The organism is Variovorax brevis, from assembly GCF_030317105.1.
Lineage (GTDB): Bacteria > Pseudomonadota > Gammaproteobacteria > Burkholderiales > Burkholderiaceae_C > Variovorax > Variovorax brevis.
On sequence record NZ_JASZYG010000010.1, the window covers coordinates 183209 to 204359 of the forward strand.

Sequence of the window (21151 nt, forward strand, 5' to 3'; positions counted from 1 at the left end):
GTCGAACGGCGCCATCATTGGCCATGCCCAACGCGTTCGACTTCACGGCCTCGCCATTCGACTGCCTGGACGCCACCGAGCAGCGGATGGTTCGCGACAGCGTCGACATCGCCTATTTCCGCGAAGGCGAGACGCTGCTGGCGCCGGGCATCGAGCCGCTGCACCTGTTCGTCGTCATCAAGGGCCGCGTTTCCCAGTTCGACGACGGCCACGAGGCCATTGCCAGCTACGGCCCCAATGACTGCTTCGATGGCCGGGCACTGGTGGCGGGCCGCGCGAGCGGCCGCTTCATCGCAGCCGAAGAGGTGTTGGCCTACCAACTCGCCAGGGCGACCGTCAACGACCTGATCGCGCGCAACGCGGGCTTTGGCGCGCTGCTGTTCTCCGACTTGTCGAACAAGCTCGGTGCCTTGTCGCAGCGCCACAGCCAGCGCGAGATGCAGGCACTGGCGATGTCGCGGGTCGAAGACGCCTTCCTGCGCCCGGCGCACGTGGTCGAGGGCACTGCCAGCATCGTCGATGTCGCCCGCGTGATGCAGGCCAACCATTCGAGCAGCGTGCTGGTGCGCGATGGCGAGCGGCTCGGCATCTTCACCAACACCGGTCTTCAGCGCGCCGTGGTCGGCGGCCGGTCGCTGGCCGACTGGCCGGTGCGCGAACTGGCCACCTTTTCGCTCGTGCGCATTGCGCCCGACGCGCCGCTGTTCGACGCGCTGGCGCTCATGATCCAGCACCAGGTGCACCGGCTGGTGGTGTCGAAAGACGGACACGTCGTCGGACTGCTGGAGCAACTCGACCTGCTGAGTTTCCTGTCGAATCACTCCTACCTGATCACTGTGCAGATCGCGCGGGCGCAAGACCTCGATGCCCTGCGCGTGGAGGCGGAGAAGATCACGCGCTTCATCGCCCTGTTGTACCGCGGTGGCACGCGCGTCGGCCAGATCGGCGCGCTGGTGCAGGCGCTCAACGCCAAGCTGTTCGAGCGCGCCTGGCAACTCGTTGCGCCGCCCGAAGTGGTGGCCAACAGTTGCCTGTTCGTCATGGGCAGCGAAGGGCGCGGCGAGCAGTTGCTCAAGACGGACCAGGACAACGGCCTGATCCTGCGCGACGGCAGCGCCATGGAGGCTGCCGTGGTCGAAGCGGCTTGCAACCGCTTCTCCGCGGCGCTGCGCGACTTCGGCTACCCCGATTGCCCGGGCGGCATCATGGTCAGCAACGCAGCGTGGCGACACAGCGCGAGCGACTTCGCGGCCGTCGTACGCCGATGGTTGCGGCAGCCCGACGCCAACGGCCTGATGGCGCTGGCCATCTTCATCGACGCGCATGCCGTCGCCGGCGACGCGGCGTTGTTGACTGGCGTACAGGGGGAGATCGATCAACTCGTGGCCGCCGACGACGCATGGCTCGGCCGCTTCGCCGCCGCGATCGACGCGTTCCCCGATGCCGGCGGCGGCTGGTGGAACCGGCTGCTTTTGGGCGAGCACGACAAGCAGGCGCTCGACCTGAAGAAGGCGGGCATCTTTCCCGTCGTGCACGGCGTGCGCAGCTTGGCCTTGCGCGACCACGTGCGGGCCACCGGCACGGCGGCGCGGCTCGACGCCTTGGTCGCACTCGGCCGGCTGTCGCAGGAGCTTGCGAACGACCTGATCGACAGCCTGCACTTCATGATGGGACTCAAGCTGGACGCCGGCCTGGCCGAACTGGACGCGGGTCATGCGGTGAGCGGCGCCATCTCGACCGGCCAGCTGAGCAGCCTGGAACGCGACCTGCTCAAGGATGCACTGGCAGTCGTCAAGCGCTTCAAGGTGCTGGTGCGGCACCAGTTCCACCTGGAAATGGCATGACACCGCGCTGGCTCGATGCGGTGCGGCGCCGCTGGATGCTCTATCACCTGGCGGATGCGCGCTTTGCCTTCATGTACGACGCGCCCCCCGAGGATGAGTGGGTCACGCTGGACTGCGAGACCACCGGCCTCGATGTGCGGCGCGATCAGATCATCTCGATTGGCGCCGTGCGCATCGTCGGCAACCGCCTGATGACCAGCCAGCGCCTCGAACTGCTTGTGCGGCCCGAGCGCGCTTTGAAAAGCGAGAGCGTTCGCGTGCACCGCCTGCGCGAGCAGGACGTCGCCATGGGCATCGACCCGGCCGATGCGGTGCGCCAACTGCTGGACTTCATCGGAAGCCGTCCGCTGGTGGGCTATTACCTGGAGTTCGACGTCGCCATGCTCAACCGGGAGATCTGGCCCTTGCTTGGCGTGCGCTTGCCGCAGCCGAAGATCGAGGTTTCCGCCATGTACTACGACTACAAGAGCCGGCACTTGCCCGCGCACCAGCGCGACGGCACCATCGACCTGCGCTTTTCCACGATCATGAACGACCTCGGGCTGCCGCTGCGTGATGCGCACGATGCGCTCAATGACGCGGTGATGGCGGGGCTGGCCTTCGTGAAGTTGCGCAACATGAAGTAGTGGACGGTCTCACAGCAATTCACCGTAGACCTTCCGGTCCGCGGCGTAGCACGCGCATGCCATGGCCTCCAGGCCCTCGCGATCCAGCACCTTCAGGTCGCCGCGCCGGTACTCGATGAGCCCCTTGCGCTGCAGGGCGCCAGCGGCCGCCGTGATGCCGACACGGCGCACCCCCAGCATGTAGGCGAGAAACTCCTGCGTCATGCCGAAGTTGTCGGCGTGCGCGCGGTCCTGGCTCATCAGCAGCCAGCGGGCGAGGCGGGGCTCGATCATGTGAAAGCGCGTGCAGGCGGCCGATGCGGCCAATTGCGTCATCAGCACATGGGTGTAGTGGGCCAGCTCGCGCCGGAGCACCGTGCTGTGCGCCAGTTCGCGCCGGAAGTTGACGGTCGTGATGCGCCAGGCCGAGCCGGAGCCCTGCACCAGCGCATGCAATGGCGTCGTCGGCACGCCGAGTGCCAGGTGCACCCCCAGCATGCCCTCGCGCCCCACCATGCCGACTTCCAGGCCCGGATGGTTGTCGACGCGCGCGACCAGCGAAATGAAGCCATCGACGGGAAACCAGGCGTGCCGGGTCTGTGCGCCGGACTCGCCCAGCACCTCGCCCAGCACCAGTTGAACCGGCTCGCAGACGGCGAGCAAACGCTTGCGGTCCGCGTTGGGCAGCAATTCGATGAGGTGGTTCTCTGCGGTGGTCAGCGGACGCTTTCCGGTAGGGAGGTCGCCACAGTCTGCGCGGCGATTCGCGCCTTGACTGTCTGCCAACGCACACAGCGGCGAAAGCAGGCGCTCAGGTCGCGGTGATGGCCGGAAGCAATCGGTCGTATTCGGTCTTGACGACCGCATAGCACTCGCAGGTGCGCTTTTCCAGCCCCGAGCGATCCAGCACCGAGATGTGGCCTCGCGCATAGCGGATCAGGCCGGCCTGCTGCAACTTGAGTGCGCCCTCGGTCACGCCCTCGCGCCGGACGCCGAGCATGTTGGCGATCAGTTCCTGCGTCATCACGAGTTCATTGCCCTGCAGGCGGTCCAGGCTCAGCAGCAGCCAGCGGCACAACTGCTGGTCGAGCGAATGGTGGCGGTTGCACACGGCGGTCTGCGCCATCTGGGTGATCAAGGCCTGCGTGTAGCGCAGCAGCAGGTGCAGCACCGGCCCGGCGCGGTTGAATTCCTCTTTCATGAGCTCGGCCTTCAACCGGTAGCCTTTGCCGGCGCTTTGCACCACGGCGCGGCTGGGCGTCGATTCACCGCCCATGAACAGCGAGATGCCAACGATGCCTTCGTTGCCGACGACCGCGATCTCGGCCGAGGCGCCGTTCTCCATCACGTACAGCAAGGAGACGATCGCGGTGGTCGGAAAGTAGACATGGCTCAGCGTGCGGCCCGATTCGTAGAGCACCTGGCCCAGCGGCATGTCGACCGCTTCGATTTCCGGGAACAGGCGCTGCCGCTCGGCGTCCGCCAATGCGGAGAGCAGATGGTTTTTCAGGGGGTCGGGAGGGGACTTGGGCATGGCGACAACTCCGCAACAAGGCAGGCAACGGAAACAGATGCGGAGCGCGTGCCCTCAGAGGCGCTCTGGACGAAAGCCAGTATAGGCATTGCCGCCTGTCTTTGTGCGCTGTCGCACAGTGGCCATGCCCGCGGAGGGGCGGCGACAATGCTTTCAGGCGTCGTTGAACCGCACCTCGCCCAGCAACAGGGCCCGGATGCGTCCGACTTCGTTGAAATGAACGACGTCGATCGGAAAGGCCGCGCCTTCCGACAAGGAGCCAAAGCGCTGGTCGACCACGCCCGTTTCGCCCAGTTGCGCCAGGCTCAGCCGCGGGTCGATTTCGCAGGACTTCACCAGCACAAGTCGCTCCGCATTCAGGCGATATGCGAGGTCCAGCGCAATGCTGTCCGACGTCACTTCCCAGTTCGACTGCGTGGTGGAGCGGGTGCGTTGAAGCTCGAAGGGCAACCAGATGGCCGCCTTGCCCTTGTGCAGTACGCGATGGATCTCGGCATTGGTGCGCGTCAGTTGCAGGGCCGGGTTCAGCCCGTGCACCAGGTAGGCGGTTTGCGCCATCGCCAGGATCGCCATGTTGTGCGCGCTCAAGTCACTGAAGCGCCAATGCGCCTGCGCGTTGCGCACTTCATCGGCAAAGCGTCCGCCGCCGCACACGACGATGACGCGGCCGCCACCGCATTCGGCCAGCAGGTCGAGCCAGACCGGCAGCATCGGGTTGCTGTGCAGGCTGCCGCCGATCTTGACGATCCACATGATGCTCAGGCGTCCATGTCCAGGAGCGCCGCCACGGCCACGCAGGGGGCGCATACCTGCGCCCAGTCCTGCACGGCGGCAGGCCCTGCGTGGGCCTGCGCCGCCACGTTGGCGACGTCGCGGCCGTAGTGACGGTGGGATGCCAATGCGGGCTTGCCGGCCTGCGCAGCTTCGGCCACGTCTTTCACCAGGAAGTCGCCGCAGCCCGCGCTGACGAACACTGCATCGTCCGGCAACCTGTGCGCCTGCATCACACGGCGCATCTCGCCGCCCAGCACCGCGACCTGCGCGGCGCGCCACGTGTGCGCGAAAGCGTCCCAGTCTTCCGGGGAACCTTCGCGCAAGTCCAAGCCGATCATGCGGGCCAGTCGCTGGCGGGTGTGCTGTGCGTCCTTGGCGGCGTTGTCGGCGCTGGGGTAGAGGTCGTGCGCGGGGTTCAACTCGCCGGTGCGGCGGTAGACGTCGGCGCTGGTGGCAAAGAATTCGTTCATCACGTTGTGCGGCTTGCCACGCCAGTCGATGCGCTGCGCGACGGCGCACAGCGGGGTGCGCACCACGCCGTGATAGACCAGTTCGCCGCTGGCCAGGCGCTGCGCATCGGCGCGGCTGGTCGTGGCGACGCGGCCGTCCTTGAAGGCGATCAGGTCGGTGGTGGTGCTGCCGATGTCCACGAGCAGGCCGTTGCCGAAGCGTTGCGCTGCATGGCGCGCGGTGGCGAGCCAGTTGGCCGATGCGATGTCGTGCCAGAAGGCCGGGACGGTGGCCTCGCGGCACCAGTCGGCGTCGCCTGCGAAGAAGCGAATGCTGTCTCTGGCGCCGCTTGTCGCTTCCAGCGACCGGGCGAGTGCCGCCGCGATCTGGCGCACGCCGTCTTCGCGGTCGCTGAAGAGGTCGACCATCTCGCCCGTCATCGTGACCGCGTGGCGAGCCTGGGCGAGGTGTCCGCTCCAGCGCTGCGTCGCGGCCTGCAGCGCGCCCTCAAGGCGGTCCATGCCGAGCCACAGCGGGCAGGCCCATTGCGCCACGTCGTGCACCTCGCCGCCTTGCAGCAGGCAGGCCTTGACGTGCGCGCCGCCGATGTCCCATCCGATGACGGTGCGTTCTTCAATGGTGGCCATGCGTTGCCCTCGCGCCCCGTTCGGCGCCGACCGTCGCCACCACCTCGGCCGCCACGTTGCGGCCCAGCGCGCGCGACAGGCCGACATAGGCGCAAGTCACGCGCGGGTTGATCTCGATCACCACCGGCCCGGTGCGCTTGTGCCACACGAAGTCGATGCCCACGAAGCCCCGCAAGCCCGCAATGGCGCGGTAGACGCGGTCGGCCACCAGGCGCACCTGCGCGGCGCGTGCGTCCGACAGCGGCACGGCGTTGATTTCGACGCCCCGAAAGGCCAGCAGCCCGCTGTCGTCGATGCTGAGGTTCTGCCGGTTGATGCTGAGCAGCTCGCACTTTTTGGCGGTGCACAGCATCGACAGGCTCAAGGCCGGGCCTTCGACCCAAGGCTCGATGGCGGTGGCGCAGCCGGCACGCGAGCGCTGCGACCAGTCGCCGATGGCCGCCTCCGGTTCGTGATGCAGGCGCGTGGCGATGGCGCCTGCGCCGTCGTCTGGCTTGACCACCCAGCGCGAGATGTCCGGCTCGTGCTCGAAGGCCAATGGCGTGGCGATGCCTGTTTCGGCCAGCGCCATCAGCGTCGCGCGCTTGCGGGTGGCCAACTGGATGGCGTGCGCCTCGCAGCCCAGCCAGCGCCGCGGGGCGACGCGTTGGCGCAACGTCGCGAGAACGCCATCGGTCTCCGGCGCGATGACCCAGGAAAGATCATGCTCCCCGGCCTGCCGCGCAACAAAGTCGAAGGCCGACTCGCCATCCGCGGCCATCACGGGACGCGCCGGTTCGGCCACGGGCGACGCCAGCTTGCAGGTGGCGACCGAGACGTCATAATTTTCCAGGGCCAGCAAGTCGGCCACGACGGCGTCGCGCATCGACTGGCCCATGGCCAGCAACTCCTGCGCGGCTGCGTCGTCGCCCTCGGTCAAGGCTGCGCCGCCGCTCAGGTGCTCGTACACAAAGATCCGTTTCATCTCCCTGCCACTCCCTCTCCTTTGGCTTTGTCCGACATGAACCTCATTCCCGTCATCGATCTCATGCAAGGCCAGGTGGTGCGGGCCGTGCGCGGCAACCGCCAGGCCTATCAACCGGTGGTGTCGCGGCTGTGCGGCAGCAGCGACCCGGTGACGGTGGCACGGGCGCTGTGCGACCACTGCGCCACGCGCCAGTTGTATGTGGCCGACCTCGATGCCCTGCTGGGCCAGCCCGCTGAAATCGAGGTGCTGCAAAAGTTGCTCCACGCCATGCCCGATCTGGAACTGTGGCTCGACGCCGGCTTTGCCAGCGCGGGCGCGTTTGACGCGCTGCAGGCCGAACTCGGCACGTCCGGCCAGCGCGTGGTGCCGGTGTTCGGCAGCGAATCGCTGGCCTCGCGCGAGGAACTGGAGCGTTGCTTTGCCGGAGACGGCAACGCGAAAGGCGTGCTGTCGCTCGACCGCCGCGACGGCCAGCACCTGGATGTGGCCGGCTGCTGGGAGGCGCCCGACCTGTGGCCGCCGCGCGTCATCGTCATGACGCTGGAGCGGGTGGGCGCCGGCGCGGGGCCTGACCTGGAAACGCTGGCGCAGGTGCGTCGCAAATCGCCCGGGACCTTCATGGTCGGGGCGGGCGGCATCCGCAACGAGGACGACCTGGCGGCCGCCCGCGAGGCCGGGGCGGGCGCCTGGCTGGTGGCCAGTGCGCTCCACGACGGCGGGCTGGGCCCGGTGCGCCGCTGAGGAACCCGCGGGGTGGATGTCGGCATCATGGCGACTCCACCTTCACGTTTCGTGCCAAGGCAAATGGCGGGCTGGCCGCTGGAAGTTGCGTGTTTGGCCGCCGTTTATGCAACACAGAACGCGACACAGTGTTGCACTTCTGGCGGCTCGTACTCACTTCGTCGAGGCAACGGCGCAGTGGCACATCGCTTGCGTGACAGGGTCATATGACCGGAATCCTGTCCGTCCCCGAGGCCGGCACCGTGCGCTGGACCTGTCCCTTTTGTCTGTTGCTTTGCGACAACCTGAGCGTTCGGGTCAGTGCGAACGGTGAATCGCTGGAACTGGTCGATGGCGAATGTTCCGCTGCCCGCAGCGGACTCGCGCAGTTCTCCGGCACCCCGTCGCATGCAACGCCCCTGGTCGATGGGCATGCCTGCGACTTGGCCGAAGCGGTCGGCGCCGCGGCGCGAATCCTCGGGGCGAGCGGCCAACCCCTCTTCGGCGGGCTGGGCACCGACGTGGCCGGGGCGCGCGCCCTGTACCGGCTGGCGTGCGAAACGGGGGCCATCTGCGACCCGGCCGGCGGTGCGGCGCTCATGCGGGGGGTGCGGACGCTGCAGGACCGTGGCGGCTACAGCACGACGCTGGCGGAAGTGCGCAACCGGGCGGACCTCATCGTCTGCGTGGGTGGCTTGCCGGGCGGCGACTTCCTGGCGCGTTGCATTGTTGCGGGCGACGAACTGGTGGCCCGGCGGCACGTCGTGCTGCTGGGCGGCTCGGACGACGAACTCGCCGCGTTGACGGCAATGGGTGCGCAGAGCGGCTTCACGTCCGAAAGGGTGGCGCTGCAGGGCGACCTGTTCAGCACTGCCGCGGCGCTGGCGGCACTTGTCGCCGGGAAGCCCGTGCGCGATTCGGCACTTGCGCTGGCCACGCTGGCAGAGTCCTTGCGCGCCGCCCGCTACGCCGTGCTCGTGGGTGACACGCCGCGCCTGCCGGCGCAGGGCGAACTGATCATCGAGGCCATCAACCGCGTGGTCGCGACGCTGAACCTGAAGACGCGTGCGGCGGCATCGTGGCTGGGCGGGGGCAATGGCGCGGGCACCTGCAACGAGGTGTTCACCTGGCTTTCCGCCTTGCCCTTGCGTTCGCGCGCCGGGCCGGCGGGGCTGGAGCACGAACCCCTGTGCTTCGACGCGTCGCGCCTCTTGGCCGACGGCGCGGTCGACAGCCTGCTGTGGGTGTCGAGCTTCGATGCCACACGGACGCCACCGTCAACCGATGTACCACGGGTGGTGCTGGGTCACCCCGGCCTCGCGTCGTTTGCGGCGCACCGGGGCAACGTGTTCATTCCCGTGTCAACGCCCGGCATTGGCTCGGCGGGTCATTTGTTCCGTGCCGACGGGCGGGCGGTGTTGCCGCTGGTGCCGCTCTATCGCGATGACAGCTTGCCGTTGCTGGCCGATGTGCTGGACGGCATCGGGCAGGCGATCCGGGCGCTGCGCGCGAAGGTGGGGGCCACTGCATGACCACGTTGCGCCTGCGAGGCGGCCGCATCATCGATCCGACCCAGGGCAAGGACGACGTGGGCGACCTGTGCGTGCAGGACGGCCACGTCGTCGCACTCGATGCCCGCGCGCCGGTCGATGCCGACATCGACGCGCAAGGCTGCATCGTCGTGGCCGGCGGCATCGACATGCACACGCACATCGGCGGCGGCAAGGTCAACCTCGCGCGGCTGCTGTTGCCGGAGGAACACCGCGTCAATGGCAACCCGATGGCGCTGCCCACCAATGCGCTGGAACTCGCGTCATGCGGCGGTTGTGCACCGGGCACGCTGGCCACGGGCTACCGTTATGTCGAAATGGGCTACACGGCCGCCTTTGAGCCGGCCATGGTCGCGGCCAACGCGCGGCAGGCGCACATGGAGATGGGCGATACACCCATCCTCGACCACGGCGCCTACGTGATGCTGGGCAACGACGAGTTGTTCCTTCAACTGCTGGCCGAAGGCGGCGAGGCCGGGCGCAACTTCGAGACCATCCGCGACTACATGGGCTGGACCGTTCACGCCACCAAGGCGATGGGCGTGAAGGTGGTCAACCCGGCCGGCATCTCGGCCTTCAAGTTCAACCAGCGCAAGCTCGACGTGGACGAGCGGCATGTGCACTGGCAGGTCACGCCGCGGCAGGTGGTGCACACGCTGGCGCGTGCGCTGCGCGAACTGGGCGTGCCGCATCCGCTGCACATCCACGGCAGCAACCTGGGCGTGCCCGGCAACATCGAGTCGACGCTGGAAACCATTCGCGCGCTGGAAGGCCTGCCCGCGCATCTGACGCACATCCAGTTCCATGCCTATGGCACCGAAGGGCCGAAGAAATTTTCGTCGGCGGCGCTGCAACTGGCGGAGGCGGTGAACGCGAACCCGAACGTGAGCATCGACGTCGGCCAGATCATGTTCGGACAGACCGTCACCGCCTCGGGCGACACGATGCGACAGCACGCGCAGTCGGGGCTGGCCACGCCGCGCAAGTGGATCGGCGCCGACATCGAGTGCGAGGCGGGCTGCGGTGTCGTGCCCTTCAAGTACCGCGAGCAGAGCTATGTGAATGCCTTGCAGTGGGTCATCGGGCTGGAGATCTTTTTGCTCGTGAAAGACCCGTGGCGCGTGGTGCTGACGACCGACCATCCGAACGGCGGGCCGTTCACCAGCTATCCGCATCTGATCAGGCTGCTGATGGACAGGAGTTTTCGCGAAGAGCAACTGCAGAAGCTGCATCCGGAGGTGGCGGCGAACTGCGCGCTGCGATCGATCACGCGGGAGTTGACGCTCAATGAGATTGCGATCATGACCCGTGCCGCGCCCGCGCGTTTGCTGGGCCTTGCGGACCGCGGACACCTCGGGACCGGCGCTGCGGCGGACATCGCTGTCTACCGCGAGCAGGCGGACCGCGAGGCGATGTTCAAGACGCCGGAGTACGTGTTCAAGGACGGCGTGCTCGTTGCACGAGGCGGCAGGATCGAGGCCGTGCCCACCGGCGGCACGCACTTCGTCGAGCCCGACTACGACCGTGCGATCGAGAAGACCCTGCGCAAGCACCTGGCGCGCCATGGCTCGGTGGACTTCGAGCACATCGCAATCAGCCACGACGAGTTGTGCAGTTGCTGCAATGGCGGGCGCCTGTTGCCGGCGGCGTGTTTTGCGGGTGAAAAGACATGAGCGCAGCGCCGGGCCGCCCCAAGCAAGCTCGCGCCCCCTCGGGGGGCAGCGAGGACACGAAGTGCCGAGCGTGGGGGCACATGGACGCAGCGCCGGGCCGCCCCAAGCAAGCTCGCGCCCCCTTGGGGGGCAGCGAGGACACGAAGTGCCGAGCGTGGGGGTGCATATGACGCTGGTTCGCAACGGCGTGCAGATCGACGACGGCTTTGCCGAGGCCTTTCCCATGAAGGCCACGCGCCTCATCATCACGGCGCACAACATCACCTGGGCACGGCATGCCGGCGTGTCGGCGACAGGCTTCGCGACCTCGGTGATCGCCTGCGGCTGCGAGGCCGCCATCGAACGCGAGTTGACGCCTGAAGAAACCCCCGACGGCCGGCCGGGGCTCAGCGTGCTGATCTTCTCCATGTCCGGCAAGGAACTGGCCAAACAGGTCGAGCGCCGCGTCGGCCAATGCGTGTTGACCTGTCCGACCACGGCGGTGTATGCCGGCATCGCGGAAGGCGAGGCCATCGCGCTCGGAAAGAACCTTCGCTTCTTCGGCAATGGCTGGCAGTCGTCCAAGGTCATTGACGGCGTCCGCTACTGGCGCGTGCCTGTGATGGATGGCGAGTTCGTCGCGCAGGAGACGACGGCCGTGGTCAAGGGCGTGGGCGGGGGCAACCTGATCTTCCTGTGCGCCGACACCAACAGCGCGCTCGCCGCCACGCAGCAGGCGGTGCAGGCCATGAAAGCGCTGCCCAACGTGATCATGCCGTTTCCAGGAGGCATGGTGCGCTCGGGCTCCAAGGTCGGCAGCAAGTATTCGACGCTGAGCGCGTCCACCAACGACGCCTTCTGCCCGAGCCTCCACGGCCTCGTGTCCAGAAGCGAACTCACGCCGCAGACGCGCTGCGTGATGGAGATCGTGATCGATGGCCTGTCAGAGGCCGACGTGGGCGCCGCGATGCGCGCTGGCATGGATGCAGGCATCGCCTTCGGTTCGACCAATGGCCTGCTGCGCATCGCGGCGGGCAACTACGGCGGCAAACTCGGGCCGTTTCACTTTCACCTTCACAAATTGCTCGGCGAAAGCGGAGGCGCGACATGAGCGGGTGGCGTCTGGCACTCAAGGCCGCGCCTGCGCTTCGGGTGGACTTGCGCGGCGTGACGCCGACGGCGCTGGCGATGCTTTCCGCGGCGCAGGTGGAACGCCTGCCCGTGGGCCACGGCAATGCCTTCGTTCCTCTCGCGGAGTTCTTCAAGGTGGAAGAAGTGGCGGGCGACGAAGCGCTGCTGGTCTTCGACGGCGACCTGTCGCGCTTCGACCGCGTCGGCTGGCAGATGACCGGCGGCAGCCTGCGCGTGGAAGGCAGCGTGGGCCACTACGCCGGCGGCTGCATGAGCGGCGGCGAACTGCAGGTGCAGGGCGGGGCAGGACTGCTGGCCGCATGCGAAATGGCCGGCGGCACGCTCGCCGTGCAGGGCGACGTGGACGACTTCGCCGCCAGCACGCTGCCCGGCAGCATGGACGGCATGCGCGGCGGCACCTTCATCGTCATGGGCAACGCGGGTGCGCGATTTGGCGACCGAATGCGTCGCGGCAGTGCCGTCGTGCACGGCGACGTGGGCGACTTCCCGGCGTCGCGCATGGTGGCCGGCACCATCGCCGTCGGCGGCCGCGTTGGTGCGCACGTCGGCTACGGCATGCGGCGCGGCAGCGTGGTGCTGGCCTCTGCGTCGTCCGGGTACGAGGCTCCCGCGACCTTCGTTCCGGCCATCGCTGCGGCGGATGTGATCTGGCAACTGTTGGCGCGCAACCTCGCGCAGCATGGCGGGCCATTCGCGGCGCTGGCTTCGCGTCAAATCGAACGGCAGCTTGGCGACGTGTCATCCGGGGGCAAGGGTGAATTGATCGTCGCAAAATAGCGTCGATGACTTTTCAAATTGCCCGCGCAAGCACCGGCGATGCGGAGGCGATCAGCCAACTCATCCGGGGTCTTGTGCACCACTTCACCGTCGATCCCGATGGGCGCGGCGCCGAGGTGTTCCTGAGCGCCATCACGCCCGGCGCCATCGGCGGCTATGTCGCCGCGCCGAACTTTTGCTATTTCGTTGCACGCGCCCAGGAGCGCCTGGTTGGCGTGGTCGGCGTGCGGGACAACACGCACCTGTACCACCTGTTCGTCGACGCGTCGTGCCAAGGGCAAGGCTTGAGCCGGCGCTTGTGGGAGCAAGCCAGGACTTGCGCCGTGGAAGCAGGAAACCACTCAGGATTCACCGTCAATTCGTCGCCCAATGCCATCCCCGTCTACGAGCGTTTCGGGTTCCGCGCGGTGGGCGAGCGCACGGAGATGAACGGCATTGCCTTCGTTCCGATGCGGCTCGAATCGGAGGCGTCCCATGTCGGCTGACCTCCGCTGCGAAGCCGAGTGCTTCGCCCTGCTCGACGACCGCGACGCGACGCGTGAGCACCCGACGAGCCGCCTGTACCAAAGCTTCGTGCGCGAGCACCGTTGCACCGACCCCGCAGGGCTGGACGCCACGTGGCGAGACGTGGATGCCGACCTGCGAAGCGGCCTTCACGCGGTGCTGCTGGCGGACTACGAATGGGGCGCCAAGCTCGTGAAGGCCGGGCACGACAAGCTGCCACGCGACGACGCATCGTCGCTGCGTGTGCTGATGTTCCGCGAACTCACGCGACTGTCGTCCGACGAGGCGAGCGCGTGGCTCGAAAGCCTGGACCAGGACGCATCAGCCGCGACCGGCGTGATGAACCTGACGCCCAGCGTCGACCACCCCGCGTTCATCCAGGCCATCGCGCAGATTCACGAAGCCATTGCTGCCGGCGAGACCTACCAGGTCAACTACACCTTCCGGCTGCATGGCGAGGCTTATGGTTCGCCCATCTCGCTCTATCGCAGGCTGCGCCGGCGGCAGCCCGTTTCCTATGGCGCTTTCATTGCGCTGCCGGCGTCGCACGACGACGCATCGACCACCCACGTGCTGTCCTGCTCGCCCGAACTCTTCCTGCGTCACCAGCACGGCACGCTGACCGCGCGGCCGATGAAAGGCACGGCTTCGCGCATCTCCGCCGAACAGGGGCCGGAAGGCGACAGCGAGGCTGCGCGCCATTTGTCCATCGACACCAAGAACCGCGCCGAGAACGTGATGATCGTCGACCTGCTGCGCAACGACCTGGGCCGCCTGGCGCAGATCGGCAGCGTCAAGGTCGCGGAGCTGTTTGCCATCGAGCCCTACAGCACGGTGTTCCAGATGACGTCGACGGTGCAGGCGCGGCTGAAGCCGGAGATCGCATTTCCCGATGTGTTGCGCGCGGCCTTTCCCTGCGGCTCGATCACCGGCGCGCCCAAGCATCACACCATGCAACTCATCGCGGGTCTGGAGTCGACACCGCGCGGCCTTTACTGTGGCGCGATCGGCTGGATGGACGCGCCGCAGGGTGATGCGCGCATCGGCGACTTCTGCTTCTCGGTGGCGATCCGCACGCTCACGCTGAGAGAGGAATCACAAGGCCTGCGACCCGTGCGCATGGGCATCGGCGCCGGCATCGTGGTCGACAGCGTCGCCGACGACGAGTTCGAGGAATGCCATTTGAAGGGCCGCTTTCTCACCGGTCTCGATCCCGGATTCGAACTGTTCGAGACGATGCTGGTGACGAAGGAGGAGGGCGCAGCGCCCGTGGTCCATCACCTCGACCGGCATCTGCAACGCATGGCGCGCAGTGCGCAGGTGCTGGGCTTCGGCTTCCATCGCGACGCGGCGCTTGACGCCGTGCTGGAACGCACGTTGACGCTGGCAACAGTTGGCAAGTGGCGCATGCGCCTGGCGTTGTCACACGATGGCGGCATGCAGCTTCAGCACGCTGCCTTGGGTGCACTGCCGGGCGACAGCGTCACACTGCTCATCGCCAACGAGCGCCTGCCCAACGCCAACCCCCTGGCCGCCCACAAGACGACGCTGCGCAAGACCTACGACGAAGGCGTGCGCGCAGCAGAACGCGCGGGCGCCTTTGACAGCCTCTACTTCACGCACGATGGCCGCCTCGCGGAAGGCGCGCGCACTTCGGTCTTCGTCAAGCTCGATGACCAATGGTTCACGCCGCCCGTCGCGGACGGTGCGTTGCCGGGCGTCATGCGCGGCTGCTTGCTCGAAGACCCATCATGGTCGGCAACAGAGCGCAGTCTGAGCCTTCAGGACTTGCAAGAGGCGCAGGCCATCGTCGTGTGCAATGCACTGCGCGGCGCCTTGTCGGCGCGCCTGCTTCAGGGCGAGCCGGCGATGGGCGCCTGAAGCGAAGCCAGGTAGCGCCTGGCTTGGTCCGGTCGCCGGAACTCTTGCCACGTGACATGAGCGTAGGAGCCGCTGGCGCGCAGTGCCCCAATCTGCCGCTGGCGCCAGCGAAATGTGGTCAGGACGTAGAGCAAGACAGAGTGCCGCGAGAAGAACGCCAGCCTGAAGGACTCGCGGTTGCCATGCCACAGCTCCTCGCGCGTGAGGCATCGGCGCATGGTTCGCAGGAACACGCGCCAGAACACTGTCGGGAAGCCGTAGTTGAGCCAGATGACGGTGGTGGCGCGGCCCCAGAGGATGTCGCGAACCTGCGCGTAGTTGCCCGACGCGACCCAACGTTCTCCGCAAGCCGCTTGCCGCGTCAGTTCGCGGAACTCATCAAGGGTCTTGGGGTTCCAGTTCGGACCGTGGTAGAGCGGGTCGAGGTCGAAGGTGGGGATGTCCAGCACCAGCGCCAAGTCGCGCGCGAACGTGGTCTTGCCAGCGCCTGTGCTTCCAATGACGACGACGCGTTCAAGGGAGGCTGAGTGTCGAGGGTCGCCCATGGTTCATGCTAGCCAAGGCCGGACTCGCTGGGGGCGGGATCACGCCGACGGCGTGCCCTGCTCCGCGAATGTCCCCCGGCCTTCGGCCTCCTCCTTGATTTCGCTGCGCAGGGCACACCATCGACGTGATCCGTCACGTCGGTTGTTGATCGGCGGGCACCACGCGACGTTCCCCGTGCCGAGGGCATCGGGTGTCCCCCGCAGCGAAATCAAGGAGGAGCCGAAGGCGGGGGACATTCGCGGAGGGGGATACCCGGTGTCCTCGGCACGCGCCCCCAACTCTCAAGCACCGCGCCCCTTCACCGGACGTTGAACAACCCAGCCGCATTCCCCCACGCAACCCGCTGCGCCACATCAGCCGGCAGGTCCCCAAGCCACACCCGATACCCACGCATGATCTCGTCGTACGCACTCCAGCGCTGGTTCACCCATGTATCCGAGCCCACCAGAAAGCGCTCCGGATACTTGAGGATCAGCGCCCGCCACGCGGGGCACAACTTGCCGCCGTCGCAGGTCAACCCCGGCCGGTACGAGAGTTCGCCCATCAGCAGCGGGTAGCGTTCCAGCAGCGCCTGGACCCGCTCCACTGGCGCACCGCCGATGCCGGTGTGCGCCCAGATGAGGCGCAAGGACTGACCCTTGGACGGCGCGTGGGCCATCAGCAAGTCGATCGCCACGTCGTCCACATGTGCGAGCACCGCCAGCTTGCGCTCTTCCGCCAGCGCGATCAGCTTCTTCGCCACGGGGCCGTTGGCGTTGGCGCTGTCGTACAGGTGGAACTCTCCGATTCCACGGTAGGGGTCGCTTGCCGTGCCGCGCGCCAGTTCGGTCTGCACCATCTCGTAGATGGTCTCGTCGCGGAACCAGTTGCTGTAGTCGTCACGGTTGCGGTAGAGCCGCACAAAGGGTACGACCGTCACGCCCGCGGCAGGCGTCTCGCGCGCTGCAGCCAAGGTCTGCGTGCCAGCGTTGGGCCTCGAGTTCGCGACGATGGCCTTCACGTTGTTGCGCTGCATGCGCCCGAGCGCATCGGCGGGCGGATAGGGTCCGGCCTTGCCGTTCCACGCCTCCTCGTTGTAGTGCAGGTGCGTGTCGAAGAGCGGGCCGCTGTATTCCTGCGCGTTGGCGTGCGACACGGCAGTGAAGCAGCCCACTGCCAGACAGAACAGGGCTGCGACAGGCGCAATGGCTCTCATGAGTTCTCTCGGGATAACGGGAGCCCGATTATCCCGATAGGCTGCGCTGTCGCTATCCGGATTCGCCCAGCAGCCGTTCGGCCAATGGAAAGAGCTCGTCAAGCTGGTAGGCCAAGTATTGCGCGCAGCGCGAGAGCAACAGTTCGGTGTCCTGCGCCTGGCCTTGGGCCTGCGCGTCGATCCGCACCAATTGAAGCGCGAGTTCGCGGTGCATGCCGGACATGCGCCTTTGCATGTCGCGGATGCAGACCGCATCCGAGCCGGCCATCGACTCGAACAGCGCGGGAAAAAGCTCCGCATCCAGTTCCGCCTGACTCGCATCCAGCGCGACGGACAGGCGCCGCAAGGCAGACGCGCGAAGATAGGGATCGACTTCCTTGCGGCAGGTCCGCGCGGCCAGCCCCACGGCTTTGACCAGCGCCTCGAACGTGGCCCGCATGCTGGTCGATGGCTGTAGGGCTTCCAGCATCGGAGTTCAGACCATCGCCTGCCAGTCGCCCGCGAGAACGCGATCGTCGATGACGCCGCACACACCGGGCGTGCCCTCTGCGGCGACGCGCGCCGCATTGCGGGCGGCCTCGTTCTCGACCATGCCGCGGAACCAGACGATGCCCTTGTCCACCGACAGATGCGACCACAGCGGGTTCCACCAGTCCTGCCTTTCAAGTTCGGCCCCGAGGCGCGATTCGATGTCCGCATCCGCGCGCAGGCCCTCGGGCGTCGGTTGGGTCAGCGCCAACAGCGCTTGCATCATGTCCGAGCCCGTGACGATGCCGACCAGCTGCCGCCCGCGCACCACCGGCACGCGGTGGATCTGGCGGGCGCTCAGCACCGTCGCGATCTGCACGAGCGGTGTGTCCTCGCTCACGGTGATGGCGCCGTGCGTCATGATGTCCGCCGCACGCGTGCCGTGAGACCTGACGTATTCGAGCGGCGAGGCGCCTGGGTGCACCAGTCGGCGCCACCAGCCGCGCGGCGCTTCGGGCACGCCCTCGGCTTCATGGAGATGGAGCAGGTCGGCTTCGCTCACGATGCCCAGCACCTCGTCGCCCTCGACCACGGGCACGCCGCTGATGTGCCGCTCGAGCAATAGCTGCGTGATGTCCCGCACAGGCGTGAGCGGCGACACGGTGATCACGGGCGATGACATGACGTCTCTGGCATTCATGCGCGGCTCCTTTCGGCGCCATCTTCTGCCTCGCCCCGCTTCAAGTAAAACGAAATCAACCTGGCATTGAATGCAATAACTTTGCTTTCAAGTGCGCTCGACGCCGACAGGGCCGCGGCGCCTTGTCTGACCGGGAATCTGCTGATAGACGGTTTTCAGACGCAGCCCATAAGGTCAGAGCCTTCCAACAACAAAGGAGACCCCCCGATGCTTCGTCATCCATGGCTTCTGGCCGCTTGTGCCGCGCTTGCATTGCAGCTCACCGCCTGTGGCGGGAGTGGCCACCACAAGGACCGATCTCCGGTGGAACGGGACACCAGCTTCGGAACGGTGGTCGGCGTGGACGCCTCGGCCTCGGGCACCTACGCATGGAAGGGCATCCCCTACGCGAAGCCACCGACGGACGCATTGCGCTGGAAGGCCCCGGTCGACCCCGCCGTGTGGTCGGCACCCAGGGAGACGAAGCAGTTCGCCAACGCCTGCGCGCAGTACGGCCGCATCTATGGCCCCGGCGCCAACAACACCTATGACGCCAGCATCGGCACCACACTGAACCAGGCCGTGGGCTCCGAAGACTGCCTCTACCTGAACATCTGGCGGCCATCGACGCGCGACACCAAGCTGCCGGTCATCGTGTTCCTGCATGGCGGCAGCAACGTGTCGGGCTACACCGCCGATCCGGTGTACGACGGCGCCATGCTGGCCAAGACCGCCAACGCGGTGGTCGTGACGCCCAACTTCCGGGTTGGCATCCTAGGCTTCCTGAACCTGCCGCAGTTCAAGGGCGGCGGCGATGCCAACGAAGACTCGGGCAACTTCGCGCTGCTCGACAGCATCAAGGCGCTGCAGTTCATCAACCGCAACATCGAGAACTTCGGTGGCGACGCCGGCAACGTGACCCTGATGGGCCAGTCGGCGGGCGCCATCAACGTCTATGCGCTGATGACCTCGCCGCTCATGGCGAACGCAAACCCCAAGCTGTTCCATCGTGCGGTGCCGCTCAGTGGTGGCTTGTCGCTGGCGACCAACCTGGCGCCGGGCCGGCTGCCCACGCTCAACCCCGCATCGACCGCGCTCGCGCAGGGCAATGCATTGCTCTACAACCAGCTGATCGCCGACGGCCTGGCCACGGACACGGCGACGGCGCAGGCCTATGCGGCAACGCAGACCAATGCGCAGATCTCCGCCTACCTGCGCGGCAAGAGCCCGTCGGCGTTGTTCACCACGCTGCTGACCAAGCTGTCGCTGCTGGGCCTCTCGGGCTCGGGCCCGATACCGGAAGGCACGGTGCTGCCGGTGGACCCGATCGCGTCCGTGAATGCGGGCAGCTACCTGAAGGTGCCGGTGCTCGCAGGCAACACGCGCGACGAAGCCAAGCTCTTTCCGACCTTCCTGGCGCTGTCGCCCGCACTGGGAGGCGTGAGCGGGCGGCTGGTCACCGATGCGGTGCTGTTCTCCACGCAGCTCAACTACAACCCCGAAGCGGCGCCAACGGTGACCATCGACCAGTGGATTCCCGCGGCCTACCTGCCGGTGAACACGCCGGTGACGGGCTTCAACGCGCGCACCGACCTGCTCAATCAGCTCTTCTTCATCGCGAGCCGCGACAACATGCTCGATGCGTTGAAGGCGCAGCAGCCCTCGGTGTGGTACTACCAGTTCAACTGGGATGAGGAGCCCGCTCCGTGGAACGACATCTATGGTGCCGCGCATGCTTTCGACCTGCCTTTCGTGTTCGGCAACTTCGGACCTTCGCTGTTCGCCAACGTCATGAACACGCAGGCCAACCGGGCAGGGCGCCTGGACCTGTCTGACGCGATGATGAAGAGCATCGGCGCCTTCGCGAAGAACGGCGATCCGAATGCGGCAGTGCTCGGCGTGACTTGGCCGGCGTGGCCCTCCAAGCTGATGTTCGACGCCACTGCGACGGCGAAGGTCATCACGGTGCAGTAGACAGGGCGCGCGCCACCGCGCGCTTCGACAATTCGCCGAAAGCATGTGCTGGCCTTTGGACATCGCAGCACCTTTCGGCGAAGATTTGCACATGCTGATCCGCATCGACGAGGACATCACTTTCCGCAAGCTCGAGATACTCCTGGCCTTCATGGAGACGGGCAATCTCGCGCGCGCCGCGGAGCGGCTGGACATCAGCACGGTCAGTGTTCACCGTGCGCTGCATTCGCTGGAAACGGGGGTGCGCTGCGCGCTGTTCCGCCATGAAGGGCGCAACCTGCTTCCCACCGATGCCGCGCGTGAACTGGCGGAGGTGGCGCGCGAGGTGCTGCGCGCCATGTCCGACGGCATCCGCGCGACACGCGAGCTGGCCGGCTATTCGTCCGATCGCATCCGCATCGGATCGCTCTATTCGCTGACCAGCCGCACGGTGCCGGCCATCGTGATGGGCATGAAGGTGCGCAAGCCTGAACTGCACATGGAGCTGGTGCTGGGCTCCAATGCCGAGCTGCTGCAACGCCTGCGCGATGGCGTGGTCGACGCGGTGCTCATCGGCAAACCCGAGGGCGCGGCCGATGTGGAATCGGAACTGCTCTTCGAGGACGACATCTTCTTTGCCGCGCCCACCGGCTCGCCCTATGCCGATCTGGCGGAAATCGACTTGGGCGCGTGCGCGCAGGAGCGCTTCGTGAGCCTGGGCGAAGGCTTCGTCACCTACACCGGCTTTCAGGAGTCGTTCCGCGTCGCCGGCTTTGCGCCCAATGTGGTCATGGAAACCGGCGACATCTTCTCGCTCATGAACCTGGTGAGCGGCGGCATCGGCTACACGCTGCTGCCCGGCCGGGTACGCAGCGTGATGCCGCAGCGCGTGCAACTGATTCCCCTGCAAAAGCGCTACCTGATGCGCCAGAAAATCGGCGTGAGCTTCCTGCGCACGCGCGAGCGCGACCCGAACCTGCTGGCGCTGCTGGCGGTGTGCCGCATGGCGCGCGCTGATTTGGCGGCCTAGCAGGCTGTTGAAATACGCTTCGGGGTCGCGGCGGCGTCTTTGCGGGATGAGATGCAAGGCGCGGCGCGCCGCACGGGCTCTCTGCCCGTGCAAGCGCTGCAACGCCGCAGATCGCCCGCAAAGACACCGCCCCGAAGGGTTTGCGAGATAAAGGGCCTGCTGGGGCGTTGCGAGGCTCGGTCGTACGAGCAGTACGACGCTTCGCCTCGCGCCTACCATCAGG

The 21151-nt window shown here is 67.0% G+C and carries 20 protein-coding genes; 11 read left to right on the forward strand and 9 right to left on the reverse strand.

Annotation, left to right across the window (positions count from 1 at the left end):
- The first annotated feature begins 23 nt into the window (after positions 1-23).
- Together QTI66_RS27780 and QTI66_RS27785 are read left to right on the forward strand one after the other, a co-directional pair.
- Positions 24-1844 (forward strand): DUF294 nucleotidyltransferase-like domain-containing protein, encoded by a 1821-nt coding sequence (locus tag QTI66_RS27780; RefSeq protein WP_286563411.1) that lies wholly within the window; start codon positions 24-26, stop codon positions 1842-1844.
- Positions 1841-2470 (forward strand): 3'-5' exonuclease, encoded by a 630-nt coding sequence (locus tag QTI66_RS27785; protein WP_286563412.1) that lies wholly within the window; start codon positions 1841-1843, stop codon positions 2468-2470. The genes QTI66_RS27780 and QTI66_RS27785 overlap by 4 nt, the downstream gene beginning before the upstream one ends.
- Positions 2471-2479: 9 nt before the next feature.
- Here the strand turns inward: QTI66_RS27785 and QTI66_RS27790 are convergent, their stop codons facing one another.
- The 5 genes from QTI66_RS27790 to QTI66_RS27810 form a co-directional block, all read right to left on the reverse strand.
- Positions 2480-3235, reverse strand: a complete 756-nt coding sequence (locus QTI66_RS27790) for a Crp/Fnr family transcriptional regulator (RefSeq protein ID WP_444815060.1) — start codon at positions 3233-3235, stop codon at positions 2480-2482.
- A 25-nt stretch (positions 3236-3260) separates the two neighbouring features.
- Entirely contained in the window at positions 3261-3983 is a 723-nt protein-coding gene (locus QTI66_RS27795; protein WP_286563413.1) for a Crp/Fnr family transcriptional regulator, read from the reverse strand.
- A gap of 153 nt (positions 3984-4136) precedes the next feature.
- Positions 4137-4736, reverse strand: coding sequence for an amino acid kinase family protein (locus QTI66_RS27800; RefSeq protein ID WP_286563414.1), 600 nt, complete (start codon positions 4734-4736; stop codon positions 4137-4139).
- Between the two features lie 5 nt (positions 4737-4741).
- Positions 4742-5854, reverse strand: a complete 1113-nt coding sequence (locus QTI66_RS27805) for a hydantoinase/oxoprolinase family protein (RefSeq protein ID WP_286563415.1) — start codon at positions 5852-5854, stop codon at positions 4742-4744.
- Complete coding sequence (locus QTI66_RS27810) at positions 5841-6818, reverse strand: ATP-grasp domain-containing protein (RefSeq protein ID WP_286563416.1); 978 nt, start codon at positions 6816-6818, stop codon at positions 5841-5843. The genes QTI66_RS27805 and QTI66_RS27810 overlap by 14 nt, the downstream gene beginning before the upstream one ends.
- 36 nt (positions 6819-6854) lie before the next feature.
- On the opposite strand from QTI66_RS27810, the gene QTI66_RS27815 reads away from it, so the two are divergent.
- The 7 genes from QTI66_RS27815 to pabB all read left to right on the forward strand — a co-directional run bounded on the left by QTI66_RS27815 (position 6855) and on the right by pabB (position 15057).
- Positions 6855-7562, forward strand: a complete 708-nt coding sequence (locus tag QTI66_RS27815) for a HisA/HisF-related TIM barrel protein (RefSeq protein WP_286563417.1) — start codon at positions 6855-6857, stop codon at positions 7560-7562.
- Between the two features lie 206 nt (positions 7563-7768).
- Positions 7769-9073 carry a molybdopterin-binding domain-containing protein gene (locus tag QTI66_RS27820; RefSeq protein ID WP_286563418.1) on the forward strand — a complete coding sequence of 435 codons (1305 nt, stop codon included), beginning with the start codon at positions 7769-7771 and terminating at the stop codon, positions 9071-9073.
- On the forward strand, positions 9070-10764 hold the full coding sequence (locus QTI66_RS27825; protein WP_286563419.1) for a formylmethanofuran dehydrogenase subunit A: 1695 nt from the start codon (positions 9070-9072) through the stop codon (positions 10762-10764). Before QTI66_RS27820 ends, QTI66_RS27825 begins: the two co-directional genes overlap by 4 nt.
- Positions 10765-10930: 166 nt before the next feature.
- On the forward strand, positions 10931-11854 hold the full coding sequence (gene fhcD, locus QTI66_RS27830) for a formylmethanofuran--tetrahydromethanopterin N-formyltransferase (protein ID WP_286563420.1): 924 nt from the start codon (positions 10931-10933) through the stop codon (positions 11852-11854).
- The gene (locus tag QTI66_RS27835) at positions 11851-12672 is read left to right on the forward strand and encodes a formylmethanofuran dehydrogenase subunit C (protein ID WP_286563421.1); all 822 of its coding nucleotides are present in this window, start codon (positions 11851-11853) and stop codon (positions 12670-12672) included. The genes fhcD and QTI66_RS27835 overlap by 4 nt, the downstream gene beginning before the upstream one ends.
- Before the next feature lie 5 nt (positions 12673-12677).
- The gene (locus QTI66_RS27840) at positions 12678-13157 is read left to right on the forward strand and encodes a GNAT family N-acetyltransferase (RefSeq protein WP_286563422.1); all 480 of its coding nucleotides are present in this window, start codon (positions 12678-12680) and stop codon (positions 13155-13157) included.
- On the forward strand, positions 13147-15057 hold the full coding sequence (gene pabB, locus QTI66_RS27845; protein WP_286563423.1) for an aminodeoxychorismate synthase component I: 1911 nt from the start codon (positions 13147-13149) through the stop codon (positions 15055-15057). The genes QTI66_RS27840 and pabB overlap by 11 nt, the downstream gene beginning before the upstream one ends.
- Here the strand turns inward: pabB and QTI66_RS27850 are convergent.
- The 4 genes from QTI66_RS27850 to QTI66_RS27865 form a co-directional block, all read right to left on the reverse strand.
- Positions 15030-15602 carry a P-loop NTPase family protein gene (locus tag QTI66_RS27850; RefSeq protein ID WP_286563425.1) on the reverse strand — a complete coding sequence of 191 codons (573 nt, stop codon included), beginning with the start codon at positions 15600-15602 and terminating at the stop codon, positions 15030-15032. The two genes, pabB and QTI66_RS27850, sit on opposite strands and share 28 nt — an antisense overlap.
- 299 nt (positions 15603-15901) lie before the next feature.
- Positions 15902-16798 (reverse strand): amidohydrolase family protein, encoded by an 897-nt coding sequence (locus tag QTI66_RS27855; protein ID WP_286563426.1) that lies wholly within the window; start codon positions 16796-16798, stop codon positions 15902-15904.
- A gap of 52 nt (positions 16799-16850) precedes the next feature.
- Positions 16851-17267 carry a hypothetical protein gene (locus QTI66_RS27860; RefSeq protein WP_286563428.1) on the reverse strand — a complete coding sequence of 139 codons (417 nt, stop codon included), beginning with the start codon at positions 17265-17267 and terminating at the stop codon, positions 16851-16853.
- A gap of 6 nt (positions 17268-17273) precedes the next feature.
- Complete coding sequence (locus QTI66_RS27865) at positions 17274-17966, reverse strand: CBS domain-containing protein (protein WP_286563430.1); 693 nt, start codon at positions 17964-17966, stop codon at positions 17274-17276.
- Between the two features lie 207 nt (positions 17967-18173).
- Here QTI66_RS27865 and QTI66_RS27870 point away from each other — a divergent pair, with 207 nt between their 5' ends.
- Positions 18174-19919 (forward strand): carboxylesterase/lipase family protein, encoded by a 1746-nt coding sequence (locus QTI66_RS27870; protein WP_286563431.1) that lies wholly within the window; start codon positions 18174-18176, stop codon positions 19917-19919.
- 91 nt (positions 19920-20010) lie between these two features.
- Positions 20011-20928, forward strand: a complete 918-nt coding sequence (locus tag QTI66_RS27875) for a LysR family transcriptional regulator (RefSeq protein WP_286563432.1) — start codon at positions 20011-20013, stop codon at positions 20926-20928.
- The last annotated feature ends 223 nt before the right edge of the window (positions 20929-21151 follow it).